Annotated in this window: 10 protein-coding genes; 2 read left to right on the top strand and 8 right to left on the bottom strand. The window is 50.7% G+C overall.

All coding sequences use genetic code 11. The features are described from left to right. Nucleotides 1-61 precede the first annotated feature (61 nt). A complete protein-coding gene (locus CCUR_RS01620; RefSeq protein WP_012802742.1) occupies nucleotides 62-979 on the top strand; it encodes a LysR family transcriptional regulator in 918 nt (305 codons plus the stop codon). Nucleotides 980-1,087: 108 nt separating this feature from the next. Here the strand turns inward: CCUR_RS01620 and CCUR_RS01615 are convergent, their stop codons facing one another. From CCUR_RS01615 to CCUR_RS07175, 8 genes are all read right to left on the bottom strand, one after another. After that, nucleotides 1,088-3,973, bottom strand: a complete 2,886-nt coding sequence (locus tag CCUR_RS01615; protein WP_012802741.1) for an ABC transporter permease — start codon at nucleotides 3,971-3,973, stop codon at nucleotides 1,088-1,090. Nucleotides 3,974-3,982: 9 nt separating this feature from the next. Next, the gene (locus CCUR_RS01610; protein WP_012802740.1) at nucleotides 3,983-4,684 is read right to left on the bottom strand and encodes an ABC transporter ATP-binding protein; all 702 of its coding nucleotides are present in this window, start codon (nucleotides 4,682-4,684) and stop codon (nucleotides 3,983-3,985) included. Between the two features lie 69 nt (nucleotides 4,685-4,753). Next, nucleotides 4,754-9,256: an acyl-CoA dehydratase activase gene (locus tag CCUR_RS01605; RefSeq protein WP_012802739.1), complete on the bottom strand. Its 4,503-nt coding sequence runs from the start codon at nucleotides 9,254-9,256 to the stop codon at nucleotides 4,754-4,756. A gap of 47 nt (nucleotides 9,257-9,303) precedes the next feature. Then, nucleotides 9,304-10,359, bottom strand: coding sequence for an ATP-binding cassette domain-containing protein (locus CCUR_RS07620; RefSeq protein WP_012802738.1), 1,056 nt, complete (start codon nucleotides 10,357-10,359; stop codon nucleotides 9,304-9,306). After that, the gene (locus CCUR_RS01595) at nucleotides 10,356-11,540 is read right to left on the bottom strand and encodes an ABC transporter permease (RefSeq protein ID WP_012802737.1); all 1,185 of its coding nucleotides are present in this window, start codon (nucleotides 11,538-11,540) and stop codon (nucleotides 10,356-10,358) included. Before CCUR_RS01595 ends, CCUR_RS07620 begins: the two co-directional genes overlap by 4 nt. A 5-nt stretch (nucleotides 11,541-11,545) precedes the next feature. After that, nucleotides 11,546-12,652: an ABC transporter substrate-binding protein gene (locus tag CCUR_RS01590; protein ID WP_012802736.1), complete on the bottom strand. Its 1,107-nt coding sequence runs from the start codon at nucleotides 12,650-12,652 to the stop codon at nucleotides 11,546-11,548. 298 nt (nucleotides 12,653-12,950) lie between these two features. Then, nucleotides 12,951-13,775, bottom strand: coding sequence for a hypothetical protein (locus CCUR_RS01585; RefSeq protein ID WP_012802735.1), 825 nt, complete (start codon nucleotides 13,773-13,775; stop codon nucleotides 12,951-12,953). A gap of 115 nt (nucleotides 13,776-13,890) precedes the next feature. Continuing rightward, complete coding sequence (locus CCUR_RS07175) at nucleotides 13,891-21,093, bottom strand: MBG domain-containing protein (protein WP_012802734.1); 7,203 nt, start codon at nucleotides 21,091-21,093, stop codon at nucleotides 13,891-13,893. Between the two features lie 421 nt (nucleotides 21,094-21,514). Between CCUR_RS07175 and CCUR_RS01570 the strand changes: the two genes are divergently transcribed. Next, nucleotides 21,515-22,021 (top strand): restriction endonuclease subunit S, encoded by a 507-nt coding sequence (locus CCUR_RS01570; RefSeq protein ID WP_280985058.1) that lies wholly within the window; start codon nucleotides 21,515-21,517, stop codon nucleotides 22,019-22,021. The last annotated feature ends 3 nt before the right edge of the window (nucleotides 22,022-22,024 follow it).

Genomic DNA, 22,024 nt, shown 5'->3' with positions numbered 1-22,024 from the left:
TCATCATGATTTACTTATATCTCAAATGACGTGGGAATTTATCATAAGGAGGCAAGCTGCCATGAACCCGAAGTATGAAGCCTTCGTGAAAGCGGTCGAAACAGGAAGTTTTAAGCAATCGGCAGCTGATCTCGGATACACCCAAGCCGGCATCAGTTATCTGATTAACGCACTCGAAAAAGATATGGGAACGGCGCTACTTATACGCAGCCATGCCGGCGTGCGTCCAACACCCGATGGCGAGGCGCTTCTTCCTTGGATACAGGAGGTTTGCAATTCAGAACGTGCCCTGCAAACCCGCCTAGACGAAGTCCGCCACATCGAAGGCGGCACCATTCGTATTGCATCATTTACCAGTGTGGCAGTGCACTGGCTACCGGGTATCATTAGTCGCTTTTTGGATGACCACCCTCAGGTAGAATTTGAAAGTGTCTGCTACGAAGAACAAGAAGCGCAAGAGCTCGCCTGCTGGCGGGGCGACTTTGACTGCGCGTTTGTAGTTACCCCAACCAAACTGGATTTTCACACCATTTCCCTTGCGCAGGATCCGCTTGCTATTGTGGTTGCGACCGACCATCCCCTGGCACAAGGCGGCGTATTCCCTGCTTGGGCACTTGGCAGCGAACCCTACATTAAGGTACGCAATGACACGCATACCGAAATGGACACCCTATTCGAAAACCACGGTGTTGAACCAAATGTACGCTTTGAGGTGGATAACGATTACGCAGTCATGGGTATGGTTGCTCAAGGGTTGGGCTTCGGCGTGTTCTCACAGCTTATTCTGCGCGATACACCTTTTGACCTCGTTGCACTCAAGCCGGAAATCCCGCTTGAACGGCAGCTTGGCATAGCTGTTCGGTCACTCGATAAGGCATCCATCGCCACAAAGGCCTTTATTGAATGTACGCGTTCTTGGGTAGCTGAAAACGAAAAGAATTCCGACGGGACGGTTCCTAGCGGAAGCGACATCTTATAACGAAATACCACCGGAAGCATTTCTCCGTATGCGGGCCCTCTTTAAAGGAAGTTCACACACGCTATCTCGCGCTACTTGTTAGTGCCACCATACGAAAATGCCCTACCGTTACTCGCGGCGTTGCAACACTTCATGCAACGATGTCTTACTTACTTTCGACATAAGCAGTATCCGCGTGACAAAATAGCACCCAATAACAATTGCATACACCGCCACGTACATCTGCCAACTCCAGACAAGATCAATCTGGCAGCTCACATTCGATACAAAGTATGGATACATCAGGTCAATGACCCATTTGGCCAGCGGCAAAACAAACGCCGTACCAACAGCTACCACGATAAAATTCGCGTCCAGGAACAGCTTGCGTATTTCCCGATTGCGGTAGCCAAATACCTTCATAAGAGAAATGCTCTGTGCCGACCGGTCGATCATCACGGCCATCATTTGATACATCACGACAATAAGAATAAGCAGAGCAGATCCAGCAAGCGAAACAATAAGGCTACCCATAAGGTCTACGAAAATGCTCGAACGTTCTACCACGTCGGCACGCGTGACGGTTTCATACAGCCTGCCCGCATCGATATCAAGCGCGTGATCAGCAAATACAATATTGTAGTAATCGTCTTCTTGATTAAACAATTTACGCATGTCATCAATCGGCATGAAGCATGCAAGCGATGGGCTATAAGGAACCACCTCAGCTATCGTAAAACCATACGCTTTTCCACCAATACGATCGTACAGTATTACCTCGTCACCTTCATGCAACCCCGCCTTGCTTGCAAGCGCCGACGATATACTGACTTCACTTTGCCCACGTGCCTTAATGGACGGGAAAAACGGATTATTATCGGTCAGGCCATATACCTCGATACGCAGGTCGTAGCCAAGTATTGAACGATTGAGCGATTCGCCATACGCTTCTACGCCCCCTGCTGGAACCTCTTCGGTTGGGTACTTGTATTCATAGAGATATTCATACTTGGTATCCGCTGCTATGTTTGTCTGCAAGCTGGTGCACAAAACATAACAGGTAACCCCCATACAGAGGATAGCCAGACACACAAATAGACCGATGATGACTGCTGACGCACTACGCCATTCACGCAACAGCTGTCGCACGCAAAACGTCCGCATAAAATTGCGATCTTTTAACGTAATGCGTGCAGCCCGACCCGTGTGTGTTTCATGGCGCAGCAGTGAAAGCGCTGGACGATTAAGTGCGCGGGAAATCACGATCATGTTCACGATAAAGGCCAAAACAGTTGGCATCACAACGCCATAAGCAATAACCCACGCATCAACGGTGTAGACAATCGGCGGCGGCGAATAATACGCCAGCGTATCGCTGAGCATCATGTCCATCCACGGAGCCGAAAGACCACCTATTGTGCCCAATATGCCACCGACAAAACAAGACAATACTGCCGGCGCGGTATAACACAGTGCCAAAGACCCACGACGCACGCCAAGAGCATAGAGCGACCCAATAATCGCGCTATCACGGTCGACCGTATGCAGCACAAACACTGATATCACATAGGCGATCATCAGCAGCGCCACGACGCCAATAAACAATCCTGAATTAATGTTGATCTTCAAATCATCGCTCGATGCGGCAATACGACTATTGTCAGCAGCTGAAGTAAATTCGGTCAGGTTGTCGATATCAAGTGGAAACTGCTTATCAAGCAGGGTATTTACCCGCTCTTTCAGTTCCTGAACGCCCACATCAAAATCCCCCGCTGCCTCTTCTAGGTCAGCTGCAGCGTGTGCAAGATCGCTAGCTGAATCCTGTATCTGTGATGCCCCCTGCGCCAATTGATGTGACCCAGTAGCGGCTGCATCAACACCAGATCCATATGCCGCAAGACCGCTATCCATTTCTTGATACCGCTGACGTAGCGTTTCTATCCCACTCTGCAGACGGGCAGCCCCTTCTAATGACGCAACAGCCTCACTCGAAAGACCTGGCATCTGGCTGAGTGCCGACGCTCCCTGCGCCAGTTGCGTTGCGCCAGCATCGAGCTGCTGCAATGCGCGAGATACTTCAGCTGAACCTGCTTCAAGCGAATCTGAGCTGGCAGACAGTTGATCGAGCCCCTGCGCAAGACGTGCCGAAGACGAACTGAGCGGAGAGAGTGCTTCATCAAAATTATCGAGCGCTTCGCGCAGTGAAGAGGTTCCCGCAGAAAGGCTTGCACTACCCTGAGCCAGTTCATCGATACCTTGTTCGATGTCGGTACGATCCTGCAACGTGCGATCGACCAATTCGTGGAAGTACACGTCATCAACCGCAGCGGGGTCAACATCAAATTCTTCGAGCTGTTTTTTCACATCCGCTGCAGTAAGATCACTCGGCAGCAAAAACGCATACCGATATGCTTCGGAACGTATTGCCTGCCCGTCGGCGCGCAGATCGTTATAGGTATCAGCAGTGGTAAACGCCGTACCGAACTCTCGGGCATCAGCAACAGTTGACGACAGATTAGGCACACAGAAGTCGTAATCAGGCGATGACACAATGCCTGAAACCGTACATGTTTTGCCGCTAACTTGCACAGAATCGCCCACTGCGAGCCCTTTTGCCTTCGCATACAGAGTCTCAATTGCAATTTCGTTTTCGGACGCCGCAAGCGCTCCTTCGTGAACAACTACCTGATTAATCTGCTCGCGATTTGCCATCACACGCAGCGTCGAACCGTCTTCCTGAGAAAAATCCAAATAGGGCTGTGCCTCTATCGTAAGACCACGATCTTCAAGTTTTGCCACTTCAGAGTCTGTTAGCGGAACGAATGTGCCGAATTCACCGTCTTCCTGATGATGTGCCGCATTACTTGACTCCACTGAATTGATAACATCAAGCGCCGAAGCAAGGGTACCGATGACCAACAACATTGAAAGTGCAACGGTTAGCATGAGGGCACCATAACGCAACGCGTTTGACTTAACACTTCTTAATGAACTGATAAAGAGCAACCGTTGCATAGCGGTCCCCTAAAGCTGAATGTCGCCAGCGGGAATCTTGTGAGCATTGGCTTCGGCACGTTCGATAAGACCATCTTTAATCGTCACTATCTGATCGACCATGGCACAGATTCCCTCGCTGTGCGTGACAATCAGCATCGTTGTGCCGAATCGCTTGTTAACAAGTTCCAATAACATCAGGATTTCGCGAGCGGTGTGCGTATCGAGTGCACCGGTCGGTTCATCACATAACAGAACAGACGGGTTCTTCACCAGAGCACGGGCGAGAGCGCAACGCTGTTGCTGGCCACCGGAAAGCTCGCTGGGAAACTTATTGGCATGATCGGCAAGACCTAATGTCGAAAGCAACTCAGCGGTATCAAGCGGATCGGACGAAAGATATTGGCACACGCGGATATTTTCACTTATCGTGAGGTTGGGAATCAGATTGTAGAACTGAAAGACAAACCCGACTGTGGCACGTCGATACGCAGAAAGTTCCTTTGGTCCCAACGTAGTAATATCGTGCTTCTCAACGCGAATAGACCCTTTATCGACCGATTCAAGACCCCCAATAGCATTGAGCAGTGTTGATTTACCCGAACCTGAAGGTCCTAAGATGGCATTCATACTGCCGCGCTCAACCTGCAAGTTAACCCCGCGCAGCACTTCAACGCGCGCTTCACCTTCCCCGTAGCTTTTATGCAGGTCTTCAACTTCGATGTGTATCATCTCTCAGTCCTTTCACCTGCGATACTACTGAATGCGATTTGCTGACGTTGATTGCGGTTTTAGATCATGTTACCCACATGAAACCTCTGATACAAGCGATTCGTTTGCTGGTTGTTCACTCGTAGCAGGAACAGTGGGTTGCAAGTAATAGAGAAACGACCGAATACGTTCCTCAATACCCTGGTCAAGCGCCGCATCAAAATTCACATGCAGTATCGGCACAGGCAATTCCCAGCTGTCTGAGAATAACTTTAGAATGATGTCCGTATTCTCGTAGAGAGACGAAGTAGCTAGTACCCCCTGCACACTAGCCGGTGGCATACATGCCTTAGCAGCACGATAGCGTCCATTGGCACCGCGGAATCGCCCCATAAGCTTGTCAGCTTCAGCACAAAGGCTCTCAACGTCGTCGCAGAATGGCGATGCACTTCCGAGCGCGCACGATATCTGACGCATCAGATTGGCTAGGCGGTCAAGCGCAGCCCAGCGGGCATCGTCGCGAGCAACGCCCTCAAGCACATCACGCCACATAAACCAAAAGAACTCTGCGATAGGCATACGGCGGAGCGTATAGCCTTCCCCTTCGAGTTTGCGCCACATGCCGCCGGACAGGTGATCGCTTAGTACGCAGGGCCATTCACCCACCACCAGCACAGATGGTTTATCTGCTTGGCCTGCTCGCGCATAAGAAACACGTTGCGCCTGTGACAGGACCGCTTCAAATGAACAATCCTCGAGTAAAGCAGCCTGTATATCAGCGCGCTTATCCGGTGGTGTCGCCAGAATAACATCGTTTGCTACTAGCACAGCAAAAAAGCTCTCGAGGCGAGCGCCTAAACGAGCAGGTAGTTGCTCGAGCTTTGGTGAAATTATTTCGGTGTCGGCAAGGCCATACGCCGCCAATTTCGAGATCAGCACTCGCTCGTAGAGGTTGTCGGCCTCGGCCCCTTCGGTGGAAGGAATCAGCAGATGGAAACCAGTACTTGATGTTGGCAACGCCGCTTGTTTAATCGCATGCTTGTCTGCTACTTCTTGTTCAGCCCTATTACTGCCCGCCGCTTCTTGTTTGTCTACCTGCAGCTTGACGCTGTGCTTATCGAGCACCTGTTCGCCATCGGAGTGCACGCCATCTGCATGCTGCTCAGCGGCATATTGTTCAGCTGCACGCAAACCCACACCCACCAGCGCCGTAAACGAAAGATATTCCTTTGTTGTCATTTCCTGCCGACCGCGTGCAATAGCCGCCGGAGACGGCTCCAGCAACGATACCTGATACCCCTGATTTTCAAACCAGCGACCCAGCAGTGGACCTGCAGGACCAAATGAAGGCAGCCCTATTACCTTTCGGGGATCAAGTGGCTCTACCTGAGCAGTTACCTGTTTTGGCGAAAACGGCAGCGTGCGATCAGCTTCTTGCGCCTGATAATGATCGAGACTGTTTAGAAATGCTTCTATGCGCGTAATAACGCCCACCTTTGAAAAGTGCTCGTCAACCTCAATTTGTAGATAGGGCTTGCCCTTCATTTCTTCAGCCATCAGATGGGTGAGCATCGTATCGGGGCCACACCCGTGATTTGTTAAATACACCGCAAACAGGCGCGGGTCGCGGCGAATAATTTTCATCGCCGTCAGTAGATGCTGACCAAACGGCCAACAAACACACGGATAGTCACGCGAAATATCGCAATCATGGCCTCCCTCGAGGTGAGACACAGTAATAACCTTCTGCCCGCGATCTAACAAGAGGTCAGGGATACCCATGTTCAGCACGGCATCTTCAATGCCGTAGTTACGCGTCACTATCACAAGCACTCGTTCGTTGGGCTCAAGCGAATCAATCAACTGGCTACCAAGCTCTTCAACCTTGCGGGAGAACTCGTTGACGGCAAACCCGCCTGCCAAAAGAGCCTTTGCGGTTTCGTGCGGGTCGTGCCCCAATTGGACGCCGACCCCCATCATGGCACTTGCCATTGCCTGCTGACCTAAATCGAGATCGAGCTCAGGTGCAATCAGCTGTATTCCACGCTCTTCTAACCCCAGATCGCGCGCCACCAATAGGGGTGCCACCTGCATATAAGGACACCCGTAATTGTGCTCCACTTTTACCGCACCATGCTTGACCGTATGCACGCGCGGCATGAATAAATAATCAATGCCCGCATCAGCCAGCTGAGCCATATGCCCATGAATAAGCTTTACCGGGTAACAGGTTTCCCCACGCGCGGTTTGCTGGGAAAGCCGGACTGTTTCTTCGTCGCTGACATCCGACAGAATAACGTTATAGCCAAGCGTGCGGAAAAAGGCATTCGCCAAGGGAAAGAATTTGTACAAAAGAAGGGCGCGCGGCACGCCGACTGTCTTTTTATTGGGGTCGATAGTTGGGTTGTAACCTTCCAGGTAGAACTCTTGCGACTTGCCAAAGAAGGCGCGATTCCGCTCGACCTCTGCCAGATCAACGTGCCTCGATTGCTTTGTTGTGCCTGTCAGATCAAACCCACGGAAATTAGTTTCAGGTCGCTTTGCTACCTTTTGCGCTTGATTCTGCGCTTGGCCTACCGCTTGGCCCATCACGTGACCTACCGCTTGACCTTGTGCTTCATAAGCGAGCAGGGCCGCACCCACTGCGCCCGAAACAGCATACCAAGGCGTCACGAACAGATTTTCACCATAGCGCTGCTTAAACGCAGCCACAATGCCCTTGTTATAAGCGACACCACCCGCCAGCGCGATACGTTTGCCCACCCGTTTCGTGGACACCACCCGGTTCAGATAGTTGCTTACAATGGACTGACAAAGTCCTGCCGCTATATCGGCCTTAGCAGCCCCTTGAGAAAGCGCAGTAGCAATGGCTGTCTCCACGAATACCGTACAGCGATCGCCCAGTTCAACTGGACTCTTCGACGAGAGCGCCAAATCGCCGTATTCTGCCAACGGAATATCCAACCGAGCAGCCTGTTCTTCCACGAAAGACCCAGTGCCCGCTGCGCAGATCTTATTCATCTGGAAGTCGACTACCTGGCCGTTGTCAATAACAATAAGCTTTGAATCCTGCCCACCAATTTCAAACACGGTATCGACCGATGGATCAGCAGCTACCGCCGCACGCGCCTGAGCAGTAATCTCATCACGCACCGCATCGGCACCAACGAATTCTCCAATCATCGTACGGCCCGAACCAGTCACGCCTACCGCATCAACGCGCACCGTATTACCAAGGCGGGAAGCAAGCGAGTTCAATCCGTCGCGCACCGCCTGTTTAGGGTTGCCTGCCGTGCGCAAATACTGCGCGTCGAGGATACCGCCCTCAGCATCCAACAGCACCAGATCGGTACTTGTTGAACCCACGTCAATACCCAGCGCACAAGGCGTGCGACCGTCTCTGTCGACTGGCCACGGACGGGAACGCAGCTGATAGCCAGCAGTTGGCTTAAACCCCGTATCGGGAAGTGGGTCGCGTCGTGCAAGCGTGTCGTATGCCGAACAGTCGCTCAATAAAGTAAACAATACATCAATATCGGGAAGCGACGAGGTGGCTGCACCCAGCTGAAAAGAAGATGTGTTCGTATCAGTTGACGCTCCCAGTGGATTGCTCTCGACAGAAAAACCCACAAGGCGTGCAGCATGTAGAGCTGCACCCACCGCTTGAAGGTAGAGGTTTTCCTGTCCGCAAAGCAACTCACGCGCATCGAGATCAAATACTTCGCGCACCGCGCGTACAACACCAGCATTGAGCAGCACCCCACCAGCTAAAACCACCGGCTTTTCCACCGGCATACCGCGCACAATGGAAGCCTTAAAGCTCTTGACTGCTGCAAAGCAGAGCCCCAGCAGGATATCGTCAACCGCTACCCCCTCCTGCTGACGATGAATAATATCGGTCTTGGCAAACACGGCACAGCGTCCCGAAAGCCGCGGCACCGATGTTGCGCGCTGCGCATGAGACGAATAGTCTTCAATGCTCAGATTGAGGCGACTCATCTGGTCTTCAAAAAACGACCCCGTACCCGCAGCACAGCTTTCATTCGTTCCAAAGCGCGGAGGTTTATCTCCAATAAGATCAGTGACATACGCTGCCCGCTGCCCGCCCATAGCGATAACAGAAGCCGCTTTGGGGTGCAACATGCGCACCCCTAACGTAAGAGCAGGCACCTCTTCCAAAAAGGGAATAGCAACGCCGTGCCCCACAAAAGCATCAGCACCCGAACCAGTCAGCACCCAGCCAACACATTCATCAATCGGCAGATCGTCGGCAAACGCGCTAAGCAAATCGAGTAAGCAAGCAGACGCACTCCCCTTATGGACGCGCCGTTGCGCCCACAGAAGCGGAAAGGGAAATGACTCGCCATTTTTGCTCAGTTCACCGCCTACTTCTTCGGCGGTTTTACCCAACTCGCCAGCTACGCTCTCTGCGGTTTTGTTGAACCCACTGGCTACATCCTCTTCAGTTTTGCCAAATCCCTCGGTCGCTTCTTCCGCAGTCTTTTGCTGAGCCGCTAAGCGAGATGAACCTCCGACCTGCAGCGCAACAACTTTCACCGAGGAAGCGCCAATATCTATACCGACGGTAAACATACAAGCTTCTTACACAACGCACGTGCTCAAGGCGTATTGCCGCAACCTTAAGCGTTTTCTCTCTCAGCTTTAAACTGAGCGTACTCTGCTAAAAATGCATCCTTATCGAGGTCGCGCAGCTGTACAACTTCGTCAAACGTCACGAATTCGGTTACCGGATTTTCTACCGAGAAGGGGAATCCCTTCGAAACCAAAAAGTCGGCGAACAGTGGCTCGGCAGCAACAAGCTCGCGCATGGGAATCGTCGTGTCTATCATTGTTTGCTCCTTACGTTCGTTCTTACGTATACCACTTTCATCCTTACGAGAGTCTTGGTCGTTTGTGCCTGTGTTTTGGTTGTCCTTGCTAGTACCTTGACCGTTCTTACTTGCGTCTCGTTCATCCTTACTTACATCGTGATCGTTCGTACTGGTGCCTCGCTCGTCTTTACTGGTATCGCGATCGCATGGTTCTTGCTGGTAGGTATCTCGATGATATTCATCTGCCGTATAGTCACCTCGGTCAGAAGCAGATATAGCAGAAAGCAGGATTTTCTTCCCCCCAAGCAAGCGTACGTCATCTTCGCCATGAGTCGATACCAACAACGTGCGATTGGCGCGATGCGCAAGAAGAAACTGCACGACCGTTTTCTTAGTTTCAACATCGAGGCCTGTAAAGGGTTCGTCAAGTACAATCAGCTTGCTCGGATACGCCACAGCTCGCGCAAGCGACACACGCCTACGCATGCCGCCTGAAAGCTGCAGAGCAGGACGATTCATACAGTCGGCAGGCAGAATTTCTTCAAGCATCTCTCGAAGAGCGCGACGGCTCGTTCGAGGAGGCATGACAAGCGCTACGTTATCAACCGGAGAAAGTGTTTCGCACAGGCGATCTTCCTGAAACATCACCGATGCTTCACCTGGTGAAAGCCCCTCAATAGAACCTGCATCGGCACGTTCAAGGCCTAACAGCACCCGCAACAGGGTTGTTTTTCCCGTGCCGGAAGGTCCCATTAAACAATAGATACCACCTTGTTCAAGGTGGACATGTACCTGCCGCAAAACGGAAAGGTCACCGTATGACTTATTCAATCCGGTAATACGAATATCACTTGATGCACTCATCGATCGTCGCCCTTCCCCAAGAAGTGCCCCATGGGGCGCGCCGCCCGATCAAGAAGTGCCATGAATACCTTCTCAAACAACCAGCTTAAGATCATGACGACAACCGTCCACGCAAAAAGGCTCGGTGTATCCAAATAGGTACGCGCCTGGCTCATTTCTTTACCGATTGACGGCTTCGGCGTTGCCAACACCTCGGCCATAATGCCGCTTTTCCAACTCATGCCCAAAGATATCTTGCAGCTACTCGAAAGAAACGGCATGAACGCCGGCCGATACACATACATAAACGTACGCCACCGCGATAAGCGGTACACCCGCGCCATCTCGAGCATCTGTGCGTCAACGCTTTCAAACCCCGTGAGCATATTTGTGTAAATAAGCGGCAGCACGATGAGGAATGACAAGTAGATGGTCAGAGCCTGATTACCCACCCAAATAAGAAGCATGATAATAAAGGTAACCACCGGAATAGTACGCAGCAGCGACACAATGGGTTCCACAAAGGCGCGCACAAGCTTCACACGATACGACAGCAGCGCCAACAAAATACCTACGGTGAAAGAAAGTAAGAATCCCAGGGCAATACGGCCAAACGAGGCCCCGCAAATGATCCAGAAGTCGGGCTTCACCGCTTGGTCGCCCAGTGCCTGTATGGTGCGAATGGGACCGGTTAAGATAAGGCGATTGTCAACAAGCGTGTCAACAAGCTGCCATACGATCAGCCAAAATATGATAACAGCACATTTTACGAGCTTGCTGCGCCGCGCCGCACGGGCATCGTCAGCGGCATGAATACGCGCCGCTGCGCGCTCTTCGTCGAGAATGCGCTGTGCTTCTTCGTCATCCATTATTCCCTGCGACTGCATAATGCGCACTACACGCACTCGCTCGACACCCATAGAGGTAAGCATCGCCATAATCTGATCGCAGGAAAGTCCTTTGGCTGAAGCCATACGCATCATAGAGCCCATTTGGACTTCGTCGATTCCGTTAGCGCGCACCAGAGCAGTCATCTGCGCAACACGATCTTCCGGCAAGCCTAAAACAGCTGCAATCTGTGGTATCTGCATGCGTGCAGTACCAGCATCCGATGCACCCTGCCTTGGCGCCGTGGTTTCATTCGTCCGTGAGACCACGTTACGCAGCGACTCAAACAATCCTTTTTGCTTCGCAGCAGCCATAGTTACTAAGCACCCTGGCTCGTCACGGTACCTGCCGGTGGCAGATAGTAAAAATCTTCACCTGGAATGGCTCCACCCACCGAATCGGGGTTAGCCGTATACAGTTCATCAATGAACCCTGAAAGTGCTGTGCGCATCTCTACGCCCGTCAAATTCACCATACTAATCTGCGGCATAGCATCAAGTGCCACTGAGTTATTCAAGAATGTGCCGAGCTCTTCCTGAAGGGCAGAGGCCTCTTCCATGTGAGATAGGCTCCATTCAACTGATTTACCTGCCATTTTGAGATACTCAATAACCGCCTGTTCGTGGTCCTCCAAAAAAGCACGATTCACGATTGTTGTAGTGGTTACCGCTTGGCTGCCAGTATCAGCGAACGCTTTGTCCCATTCTTTGGTAATGTCCACCGGCGTATACAGCGGCTCCACCATCAGTTTTGAAAGCGACACAAACGGTTGCGGCAGAATGGCCACGCAATTCTTTTCGTTTTGCATGAGATTCAGCACTTCGAAAGGAGATGATTTGAACTCCAGCTGGAAGCTATCAGCCATGCCGGTCTTCTTCATCAACGCTTCAATAGTGTATTCGGGTGTGCCGCCCTCGCCGTAGCTATATACATGCCGCCCTGCCAGGTCGGAAAGCGTTTTGAGCGACTCGTCTGTGGTCATCACATAGAGCACGCCTAAGTTATTGACGCTGATTACCTCGTATTGATTGCGGAGATCTTTATTGTTGTACAGAATGGGGCCGATATTCGACGGCAGCGTAGCAATATCGTAATCGCCATTGTTAAGTGCGGCCGAAAGGCTGATGTAATCTACCCCGTTGAAGGTAAATTGGAAGTCGTTCGTGGTACGGCCGCTCTGCGCTGCCAACAAGAACTGGGTTAAGCCCATTGAAGGCGGCCCCATGATAAGCCCGACCCGCACCGTTGTCGGATCGGCACTTCCCATAGGCTCGCGTGTTTCAGATTGAGTAGAAAAGTCGGTTGCTGATGGCGTATCGGTTGATTGGTTGCTCTGCGATGAGCAGCCCGCTAAAGCAAGCCCCGCCGAAGCTGCAGCCACACCGCTTAGCATGACAAATGAACGTCTACTGAATACCCTTTGCATACATATCTCCTCTCGTTTAGCTACCACCTTGGAGCTGTTGAGCGTGTGTTTGGAATACCTAATTGTTACCTACAGATTACTATTACCATGTCTATTCAAAACAAGTCGTTGCCATGGCAACACCACGGACAAGTTTTTTAGATTTCTGCACGCCTTGTGTTGCGTACCACCGATAACACGTATGAACTTTTGCCTACCTCGCCTACAGTACTAGCAGCAACAGATGCGCATTAACACACGAATTGCGCCACGCTACTGCGTAGCACCAGCAAGTAATGGGCACAGATCTCTACACTCATTATGCCGCCCGCGACCGACGGTGAACACGAACAACCAACACAATCACTGCGACAAGTGCAACCAAAGTGGCGCCCGCTATCCCGATAACTATCGGCATGCGACTCGGCGATACAGCATGTGATGTTGCACCTGCATCTTCAGCCGCATCAAGCGCCGCAAGCGCTGCAGCTGATGACGATGTAGGCGATGCACCTAAAGCCATATCCTTCACCACCTGCGGCACTTCGCCCCCACCGCTTGCTGCCGTTCCGGTAAAGTCCATTTCCAATGTAGCCGGCCATGTATGATCGGGCGTATTGTCTAAAGCGTTTCCCGCTAACGACAACGCCATAGAGCCTGCTGTCACCTGTACAGTACAGGACCGCATCACAGCATCATCAGAGGTAAGTATGCCCAAATCGATTGTTAATGAAGAGATACCATTGTCAGCCGCATCTTCATCAGCAGCACCGCTCGCATCGTCAGCACCTGTCGTACCGGCAGCTTCTTCTCCTACCAGATCAAGACCCTCTACTGAACGCAGCGTCATAATATTGGGCTGAATGGTAATAGGCAGACGTACCCACGTGTGGTTTTCTTCGTCGACGTATGCTATCGCGTTCGATTGCGATGGGTCCATCGGTGGAAACGCATTGCTTGTTAGATGAACATTCAAAGGCAGTCCACTGTCAGATCGGTCTACCCAGATATTCGCAGAAACCGTATAGGTGCCTGCCGCAAGTGGCGCAGCATAGGCACCAGCTGGACAAAGGCAGAAAACCCCTAAGCAGATTAAAATCACGACAGCAGCGCACCAAGAATGTATCGAAAGTCCCTGTTTCAACGTTTCTTCCTTTCATACAAGGACCCCTCAGCGCAACACCCGGCTGCACCGAGGGGTCCTTAATCCTCATGGTTTAACACCTGTTATCGCAGGTCAAACCATTAAGTGGGCTGACTTACTTCCCGACACCGCCCAGTTTGCCGCGACGGTACAGCGTATATGACACCACTCCGATTACCACAACAATAAGAGCGACCAGACTTATTACGAGCTCAGGGTTGTTCCGAATGGCTTGATTGACATCATCCAATGCCTGTTCAGTCGCATTCTTCCCTTGCCCTTTGGCCGACTGACTACCCGCAAGGGTAATAGCAGATTCGTCAGCTAGATCCTCTTCGGCATCGAGCGCTGCCAGTGCGGCATCAGCTGCGTTCTGAGCGTCTTCATCGGCATTCGCATTGCGCCCGTCGGACCCTTGTGCATCCAAAATAGCTTGAACAGCTTTCGGGACGGTACCGCCACCGCTGGAGGTCGGCGAACCGTTAAATACTACCTGGAATGTGCACGCCCACGTCCGATTCTCAGCGCCGCCAATAATGGTCTTAGCCAGCGTACCCAATCGGATATTTGCCGTCACGTTCTTTGTAATCGTGTCGGTACCTGAAAGAATACCCAGATCAACAGTAATACTTGAAAGGCCCTCACCCGAATAGGACTGACTGACGATATTCAGCCCTGAAAGGCTGAGCACCTGCATAACACGCGACTGAATCACAATGGGCACCGTCACATAGGTATGGCCATCTTCCTCTACGCGCAGCGTAGCGTTCTTCGACACCGGATTCATCGGCGGGAAGGCAGCACTCGTGAAATGAGGCTGCAGCGGCAGACCGGAGGTTGCCTTATTTACCCAAATATTTGCTGATACCGTATACGTTCCCGCAGCCAAATGTCCGTTATGCGTTTCGATAAGATCACCTGGATCCGATTGAGGATCTGGAACCGGTGTAGGGCCAGGATTCGGCGTGGGACCAGGAGTGGGGCCAGGATTTGGCGTAGGACTTGGATCAGGAGTTGGCGTTGGATCTGGATTTGGCTTTGGCGTATCACTCTTCGCAAATGACGGCAATTCGGTGTTGTCAGAATCCTTGCTCAAACTGTTGTAATCCACCGTCAGCTGAAGCGCAATGCTCCCTGAAGGCGCCAATTCAAGGTCAAGCGGCACGGCATACAACTTACTGCCCGAGAAATTGAATGTTGCTGTACCTGTTGACTGTTCTGCAGGCAGCTCGGCCGACATCATATGAATACGATCGGTCTTATTTCCATAGCTACCACTATACGTACCACCACCAGCTGTGGGGGTTATCCGTTCGGTATGCACGTTAGAAAGGTCGCCGCATACGCCCAGATCCTGCGTTGTGAAAATAGGATTCTTCACCGGCAGAATAAGTGTCTTCGTGCCATCAACACCCACGACAAGTTTTGCATTGGCGCTTTGCGGATTTGACGGCACTGTATTGTGAACCTCGGCCGGATTGTTTTCATCAATCGTAGGGCCAAAGGGATTGTCAGGACTATTGGCATATACCGTGAGACCTTTGATCACTGGGTTGTACTGTCCAGGCATTGCAAGATTGGCTGTCACCGTATACGTACCTGGTGCAAGCTTACCTGGCTGCGGTTGGTCTGCTGCCTTTACCGTAAGCGTACCGGCTGCATAGGTAAACGTGTAATTATCGGCCGCACCACCTGAAACAGAAAGCTCATAGCTCTTACCAGACTCAAGCGTATCGGCAGATACCCCTTCGGGAAGCGATGCAACAGGAGCAGTATAGCCAGCTGCCGTATCGGCTGTTTCACCATTGACAAAGCCCGTCACGTTTACCTGATAGGCAGGGGTTTGTCCCTGCGTAATGGTTTCATCTGCAGCAGTGGCATTAAGCTCTGCTTTGGCAATTGACCAGTTGATAGTCAAAGCATCCTTTGTACCGTCAGACCAGAGATAGCCGTCTTTCAGCGTTACGACACTTTGATAGGTACCGGCATTACTTGCTTGAGAGGTTGTAACATCATACCCTTCAGCTTCAGGTACACCGGTTTGTTCTTGGCCATTATAGATAAGCCCTTCTGCGGCAGTTGGCTTTGCAATTTTGTGAGTTGAAGGTTCAACTGCAACCAGATAGGCAATCTGTGTTTCTGCCGTTTGTGGTGCTCCAGTATAGTCCCCCACATTAGCAGCAGCATGGAAGAGCATCGAACTCAACCCTGGTATCTGTGCATCAGAATCATTGAGCGACACCTTGGCATATCCATCGGCTATTTGAGCATCAAGTTTCTTAGCACCTGTTGCTCCTTCACCAACCGTCCCATAGACAGCATAGACCGAAGCATCATTGTTACCTACTGGCACAACCGCTGAAAGTGGGTTGACGCCTGCCGTGAAGGTATAGCCAAGAGCAAGCGAGTCAAATAAGTTATTGGGCACTCCTGTGCCATCCATGGAATAAGAGATGCCCATGGCATAAGTACCCGCAACGGTTAAACTATTGCTGCCAGACTCCTTCGCAGCAGCAAGCGCTTTCTCACTAAATGAGTCGGGTGCCTGCGAGGATGAAACCCCGCTCTCATCCATATAGCTCCCATACCATTCAAGAGCTTCAAGACCATGTCCTGGGCCATAGGCAGACTCAAAAAGTGTATCTTCCACACTCGCATCGGTGGAATAGGTCATCGAAGCGCCCGTTGATGCATTCCGCACTGTGTGCGACCAGGTAAACTTAGCGGCTCCTTGGGAATCAACTACCACAAAACTACCGAGCTGTGACGACTTACATGTGGTCACACCTGAAGACGTTTGAGATGAAATAGCGCTCAATGATGCCTTCTTAAAGGAATAAACATCAGCACTTGTCTGTGTAGTCGGAATTGAAACCTCTGCAGCAGTTTTGTCATCAAAGCTGACGGCTTCCCCATCTGCAATAAGTGAAATCTTGTAGAAAGAAAAACTCGGTGTAGAGGCATATAATTGCATCAATGCCTGTACGGCGCCATCGTGTTCTGATCCCGCTTCAACCTTTTCAACTTGAAGTGAAGCTTTTTCCAGTTGAGAAATAGTATCGGCACCTTTTTCAGCTGAAACGGTAACACTCACACCCGTTGCATGGTCGGTGAAGGTCTTTGAATAATCACCTTCCACTTGCTTTTGCGCGTGATCGAAATCAACAGACAAATCAAGAGAATTTATCTGCGGATACCGACTATTCGGGAAGAATGTATTAAGAGTAGTCGCATACACCTTCCAGTTATCGAAATGATAGCTGCCGCTTACATCATTCAGCTTAAGAGTCATATGAGCTATGCGCGAAGTAACTCCATCGGCAGCTACAGACTTGTTATATTCTTCGTCGTCATCTTTCTGTTCAATAGGAACTCTATCGACAGCTTCAACGGTCACCCCATCACTACTTTCTGCATTCTGCACGGTGAAAACAGGGTTAACCAAATTGAGAGAAAGTGTATACGTTCCATCAGCACCAACTATCAATGTGGCGTTATTAGAAACAGGGGCATCTGGAATACCGCCCTTACCGCCAATACCCTCAGGGTTGAAAGGATTTGTCGTATATCCAGGGAATCCAAGAGGTGTCATCATTGAGATGTTAGCCGTTACCGTATACGTACCTGGTGCAAGCTTACCTGGCTGCGGTTGGTCTGCTGCCTTTACCGTAAGCGTACCAGCTGCATAGGTAAACGTGTAATTATCGGCCGCACCACCTGAAACAGAAAGCTCATAGCTCTTGCCAGCTTCAAGCGTATCGGCAGATACACCTTCGGGAAGTGAAGCGATCGGAGCGGCATATCCAGCTGCTGTATCGGCTGTCTCGCCGCCAACAAAGCCGGTTACATCCACCTTCAGAGCAGGTGTTTCGCCTTCGGTAATTTCTTCGCCCGCATAGGTAGCAGTCAGCGATGCCTTATTAATGGACCAGTGATACGTCTTTGGTGCAGTAGAACCATCAGCCCAGCGATAACCAGCATTGAGCGTAACGGTTGTTTCGTGGTCGCCTGCAGCAGTGGCAGTAGCACCTGAAAGTGTCCAGGCCTCATTTTCCTGAATGGCACGCTGTTCGCTACCCGTGTAGGTAAGACCTTGGGCAACCGTGGGTTCGGCTACTGTACCGCGTGGAAGCACAGTAAGTGTACCCGATTCGTAATCGGCAAACGTGTAATTGTCAGCGCTGCCGCCCGAAACGGAAAGCTCGTAGCTCTTACCTGCTTCAAGGGTATTGGCAGATACACCGGCAGGAAGCGACACCGTAGGAGCCTTGTAGCCAGCAGCATTCTCGGACGCTTCACCATTCTTAAAGCCACTTACTTCAGCGGTAAACGACGGAATAGCATCGCCTGCGGTGATGGTAACGTCTTGAGCCTTGGCTGCTAGCGGTGCCTTGACAATGGACCACTGGGCAGAAATAATGCGCGTCTCCCCAGTTGGCTTCTCATTTTCGCCATACCAATTACTTTCCCACCAGCCAGTACGCTCATCATCAAGTGCTACCGTTGCTTTATAGGTTCCCACATCTACACCCGAGGCACCGGTAATAACGGTGCTGCCTACACGAGAATAAACACCTGTTTGCTGTTTGCCAGTGTATGTTAACGGTGTTTCGATATAAGGGAAGGCGGCACGATAATTGTCCTCTGCATCGTGAATAAGATCTAAGGTTCCCCACTTATAGGAAGAGAATTCGTAGTTCTTAGCGCTTCCTCCTGCTGGAATAAAAGCGTAATCAGCACTGTCTTCATCGGCTTTCCAGTCGGACGCCTTAAGATCGGCTGCTCCTACCTCGCCCTTGTACAAATAAAGCTCAGGTGCAACGTAGTTAGCAACAGTTCCTTCTTCAGGACTTTCACCATGTACAAAACCCGTCACCTTTATACGGAACGCCGGAGCATCCTTGCCTGATTCATAGTCTTTACGAGACACCGATTCATTTATATATGTCGCCTTTAGCTCTGCCTTAGCAATAGACCATTCAAACGTACGACTCTTTTCGGTGCTCCCATCGGCCCATTTTGAAACACCATCGGCTAGTGTTGCGGTGGCGGTATAGGTGCCCGCATCGGTAGCCGTGCCTCCTTCAACGGTATATCCTGCACCTGTTGAAACGCCAACTTGCTGTTTACCGATATACGTTAGATTAGATTCCACAAATGGAACAGCAGCTGTGTTGGCGGGCAGCACATGCAGTGTTGCCGAACGGTATTCAAATACGTAATTTTTCGCGTTACCACCCGAAACAGTAATCGGATAATCGCCAACTGAAAGCGTACTCGTGTTACCGTTTTCGACAGTAGCTACCGGGGCTTCATATCCTGCTATAGTGCCAGCACTTTCTTGGGCAACAAAGCCTGATACGTCCACCTTCAAATTGGCAACTTCGCCCTCATGAATATAAATGTCACGCGCTTTTGCCGTTAAGGTTGCAGGCTTAATTTCCCATGAAAGGGTCTTGGGCTCATGCGTTCCATCAGACCAATAGCCGTCTGCATATGCCCAGTTCTCACTCGGAGAAAGTGTAACGGAATAGGTGCCAACGTCAATAAACGAACGCGCGGCTAGATTCAGAAACCAGGTCTGAGTAAAGTCGTTCCAGGGAGTCCATCGAGTTTTTCCATCACCCACATTGGTAAATGGAGTGCCATCTGCTTGCTCAACACCAAGCTGGCTTGCTCCGTTATACACCACATCATGGGCAATAGGCATCTGACCTGGTGCCAAAGTAATATGTGCGATCGCTTTAGTGCTTACCTCATAGTTGTCCGTTCCCACATTTTCACCAGAGAACTCACCCTCTAATGCAGTGGGAACGAGATTATGGAACATTTCGGGCATCGTTTGGGCGTACTCTAATTCTCCCATCCACCATGAATCAAACGTCTGACCAGAAATGCCAAGCGACTCGGGAGTATCTCCTTCGGCAAGCCCCTCATACGTAAAATTCGCATTGACTGTATCAGCCGAAGGCAATGCGGCAATAGTTTCAGAAACATCTTCCGAGCACGGTACAACTACCTCGTATTTCTTAACAACCTGAGCCTTAGCAATTGTCCAATCGAAGGTACACTCATCAGTTGTGCCGTCAAACCACACAAAGCCGGCTTTCGGCTTGAGCGTGACTGAATAGTCGCCTGCATTGGTAGCAACTGCCGTACCAGATGTGACCTCACACTTGTCAATTTCAAATGTCACGCCCTGTTGTTCGTGACCGGTATAAGCAAGATCCTGCGAGACCACGGGGTTGGCAACATATTTTTGAGAAGCAGGCACATTCGAAAGATCAACCGTTAAATCAAGATCGACATGCCAGTTCTGATCGAGAATTGTGGGGTATTCACTGCATCCCTGGATGGTGTACCCATCGCTTCCGTCAGTAGTCTTGCCACTATTGGATAGCTTAAAGGTAACTGAATCAACGCGACTCGTATGGCCAACCGATAGTATTTCACCTGAAGCACCACGAGGTCCATATTGGCCTGCGCGCGTATGCGCGCTCAGCAATTCAACACCCTGCCCACTGCCAATGCCCTGCAGCGTAAACACAGGGTTGCGAATAGGAATCGTCAATGTGAGGGAGTCATCTTCGCCCACGATAAGCGTGGCATTCTTGTTAACGTGGAAAATGGGAACCCCACCCGTAACTGCACTGGGATCACCATTGTCTGGCTCAACAATACCCAGCGGGTTTTCCGGATTAGTCATATACGCCTGAATAGACTTGTTGAAGGGGTTTTTGGAAGCAGGAATAAATAGGTTAGCCGTTACGGTATACGTACCTGGTGCATACTTGCCCACTTCGACCTTTGTGTAAGGGTTATCGGCATCATACGGAGCCGACGAGAAGGCGGCAGAAAGTAGTTCTTTCCCTTCAGCGACAGATCGCTCAAGCACTTCAGCTGAAGATTCTTCCGTGGATGATTCGGTTACTGATTCTGCGGCACTATTTTGGACAGTCGCGTCGCTGCTTGAGGTGCTGTCTGATTCTCCCGAATTGCTTGTTGAGGCACTTTCCTTTGTACTCGATTGCTGGTCAGAAGTGCTCTCTTGACTATCTGCATTGCTTGATTCCGTAGCGTTGGAATGTGCCGAATCAGATTCTTCAGCGTCGTTTGACCCCGATGAAGAGGCGTCATCGGATGAATCTTCCTGAGAAGATGCTGAATTTAGTTGCTGCTGCGCTTCAGCTGTGCGATTTGCGCTATCGGCACTACCTGCAGCTAATGCTGGAGTAGGAACCATCGAGACCGCCAAAACCGCGGCGAAGAAGGCAGCGAGTACCCTCCGCAATAGCCCATCCTTCGTCAAAATATCCATCTTTACGCTCCCATCACGGCAGATAAACCAACACAACCAGCAAGACTGTTCATGTAAATCCCCTTGAGAATTACCCTTGCAATCTGAGCATTTGTCGGTACATATGTTTGTGGGCACTTATAAGGTATAAGGTGCCTGTACTTATAGAATGCTCAGCAGTTACACCCACCCCTTTGGCACGAGTTAAACGGTTGCCGTAAGAGTTAGGTGTAACTAATAATTAACTGTGGATTACTTCTAGCACGAAGAAAAGGAAACTGTTGTTGCTATGGCAACACTTCGGCAACTTTTTTGAAACCCCACAAATTATTCAGATTTTCTTATCGTGCTGGAATGCTTTCCCGCCCTATTGGTATTGAGAAGTCCAAAATGCACTGCGGTATTAAGCAAATTGTCTTGTTGGTGCTGAGACCTATTTCGTTTGCTGCCCGCTTGGGAACAGCGTAAGTTGGGCGAGTTGTTCGAGGAAAGTGATCTGCGTTCAGCAACAGAAGAGATTCTATCAGTAAGTGTGGCTAACGGTATTTATCCTGCTTCAGAGTCAGACCGAGACACCAACCCTGGAGCAAGCATCAATAATTACAAGGTTGTGCGCATAGGAGACATCGTATACAACAGTATGCGCATGTGGCAGGGCGCAGTTGGTTCTAGCCGATATAATGGCATCGTAAGCCCAGCTTATGTGGTTGTTAGACCACGTATGAAGCTTGACTCCACATGTTTTGGTTATCTGTTAAAGCGACCAGGAATGTTGTACAAATATCTCTGTGATTCTCAAGGTAATTCAAAGGACACGCAGACGCTAAAGTATGAACGTTTTGCTGAAATTGATGCGGACATTCCTTCAACAATTGAGGAGCAACGATCAATTTCTAACTACTTCATGCGGCTCGACGACCTCATCACCCTTCATCAGCGTAAGCGTTAGTTG

The organism is Cryptobacterium curtum DSM 15641, from assembly GCF_000023845.1.
GTDB lineage: Bacteria > Actinomycetota > Coriobacteriia > Coriobacteriales > Eggerthellaceae > Cryptobacterium > Cryptobacterium curtum.
Note: the sequence above shows the minus strand (reverse complement) of the source record. Positions and strands in the feature narration are given on the sequence as shown.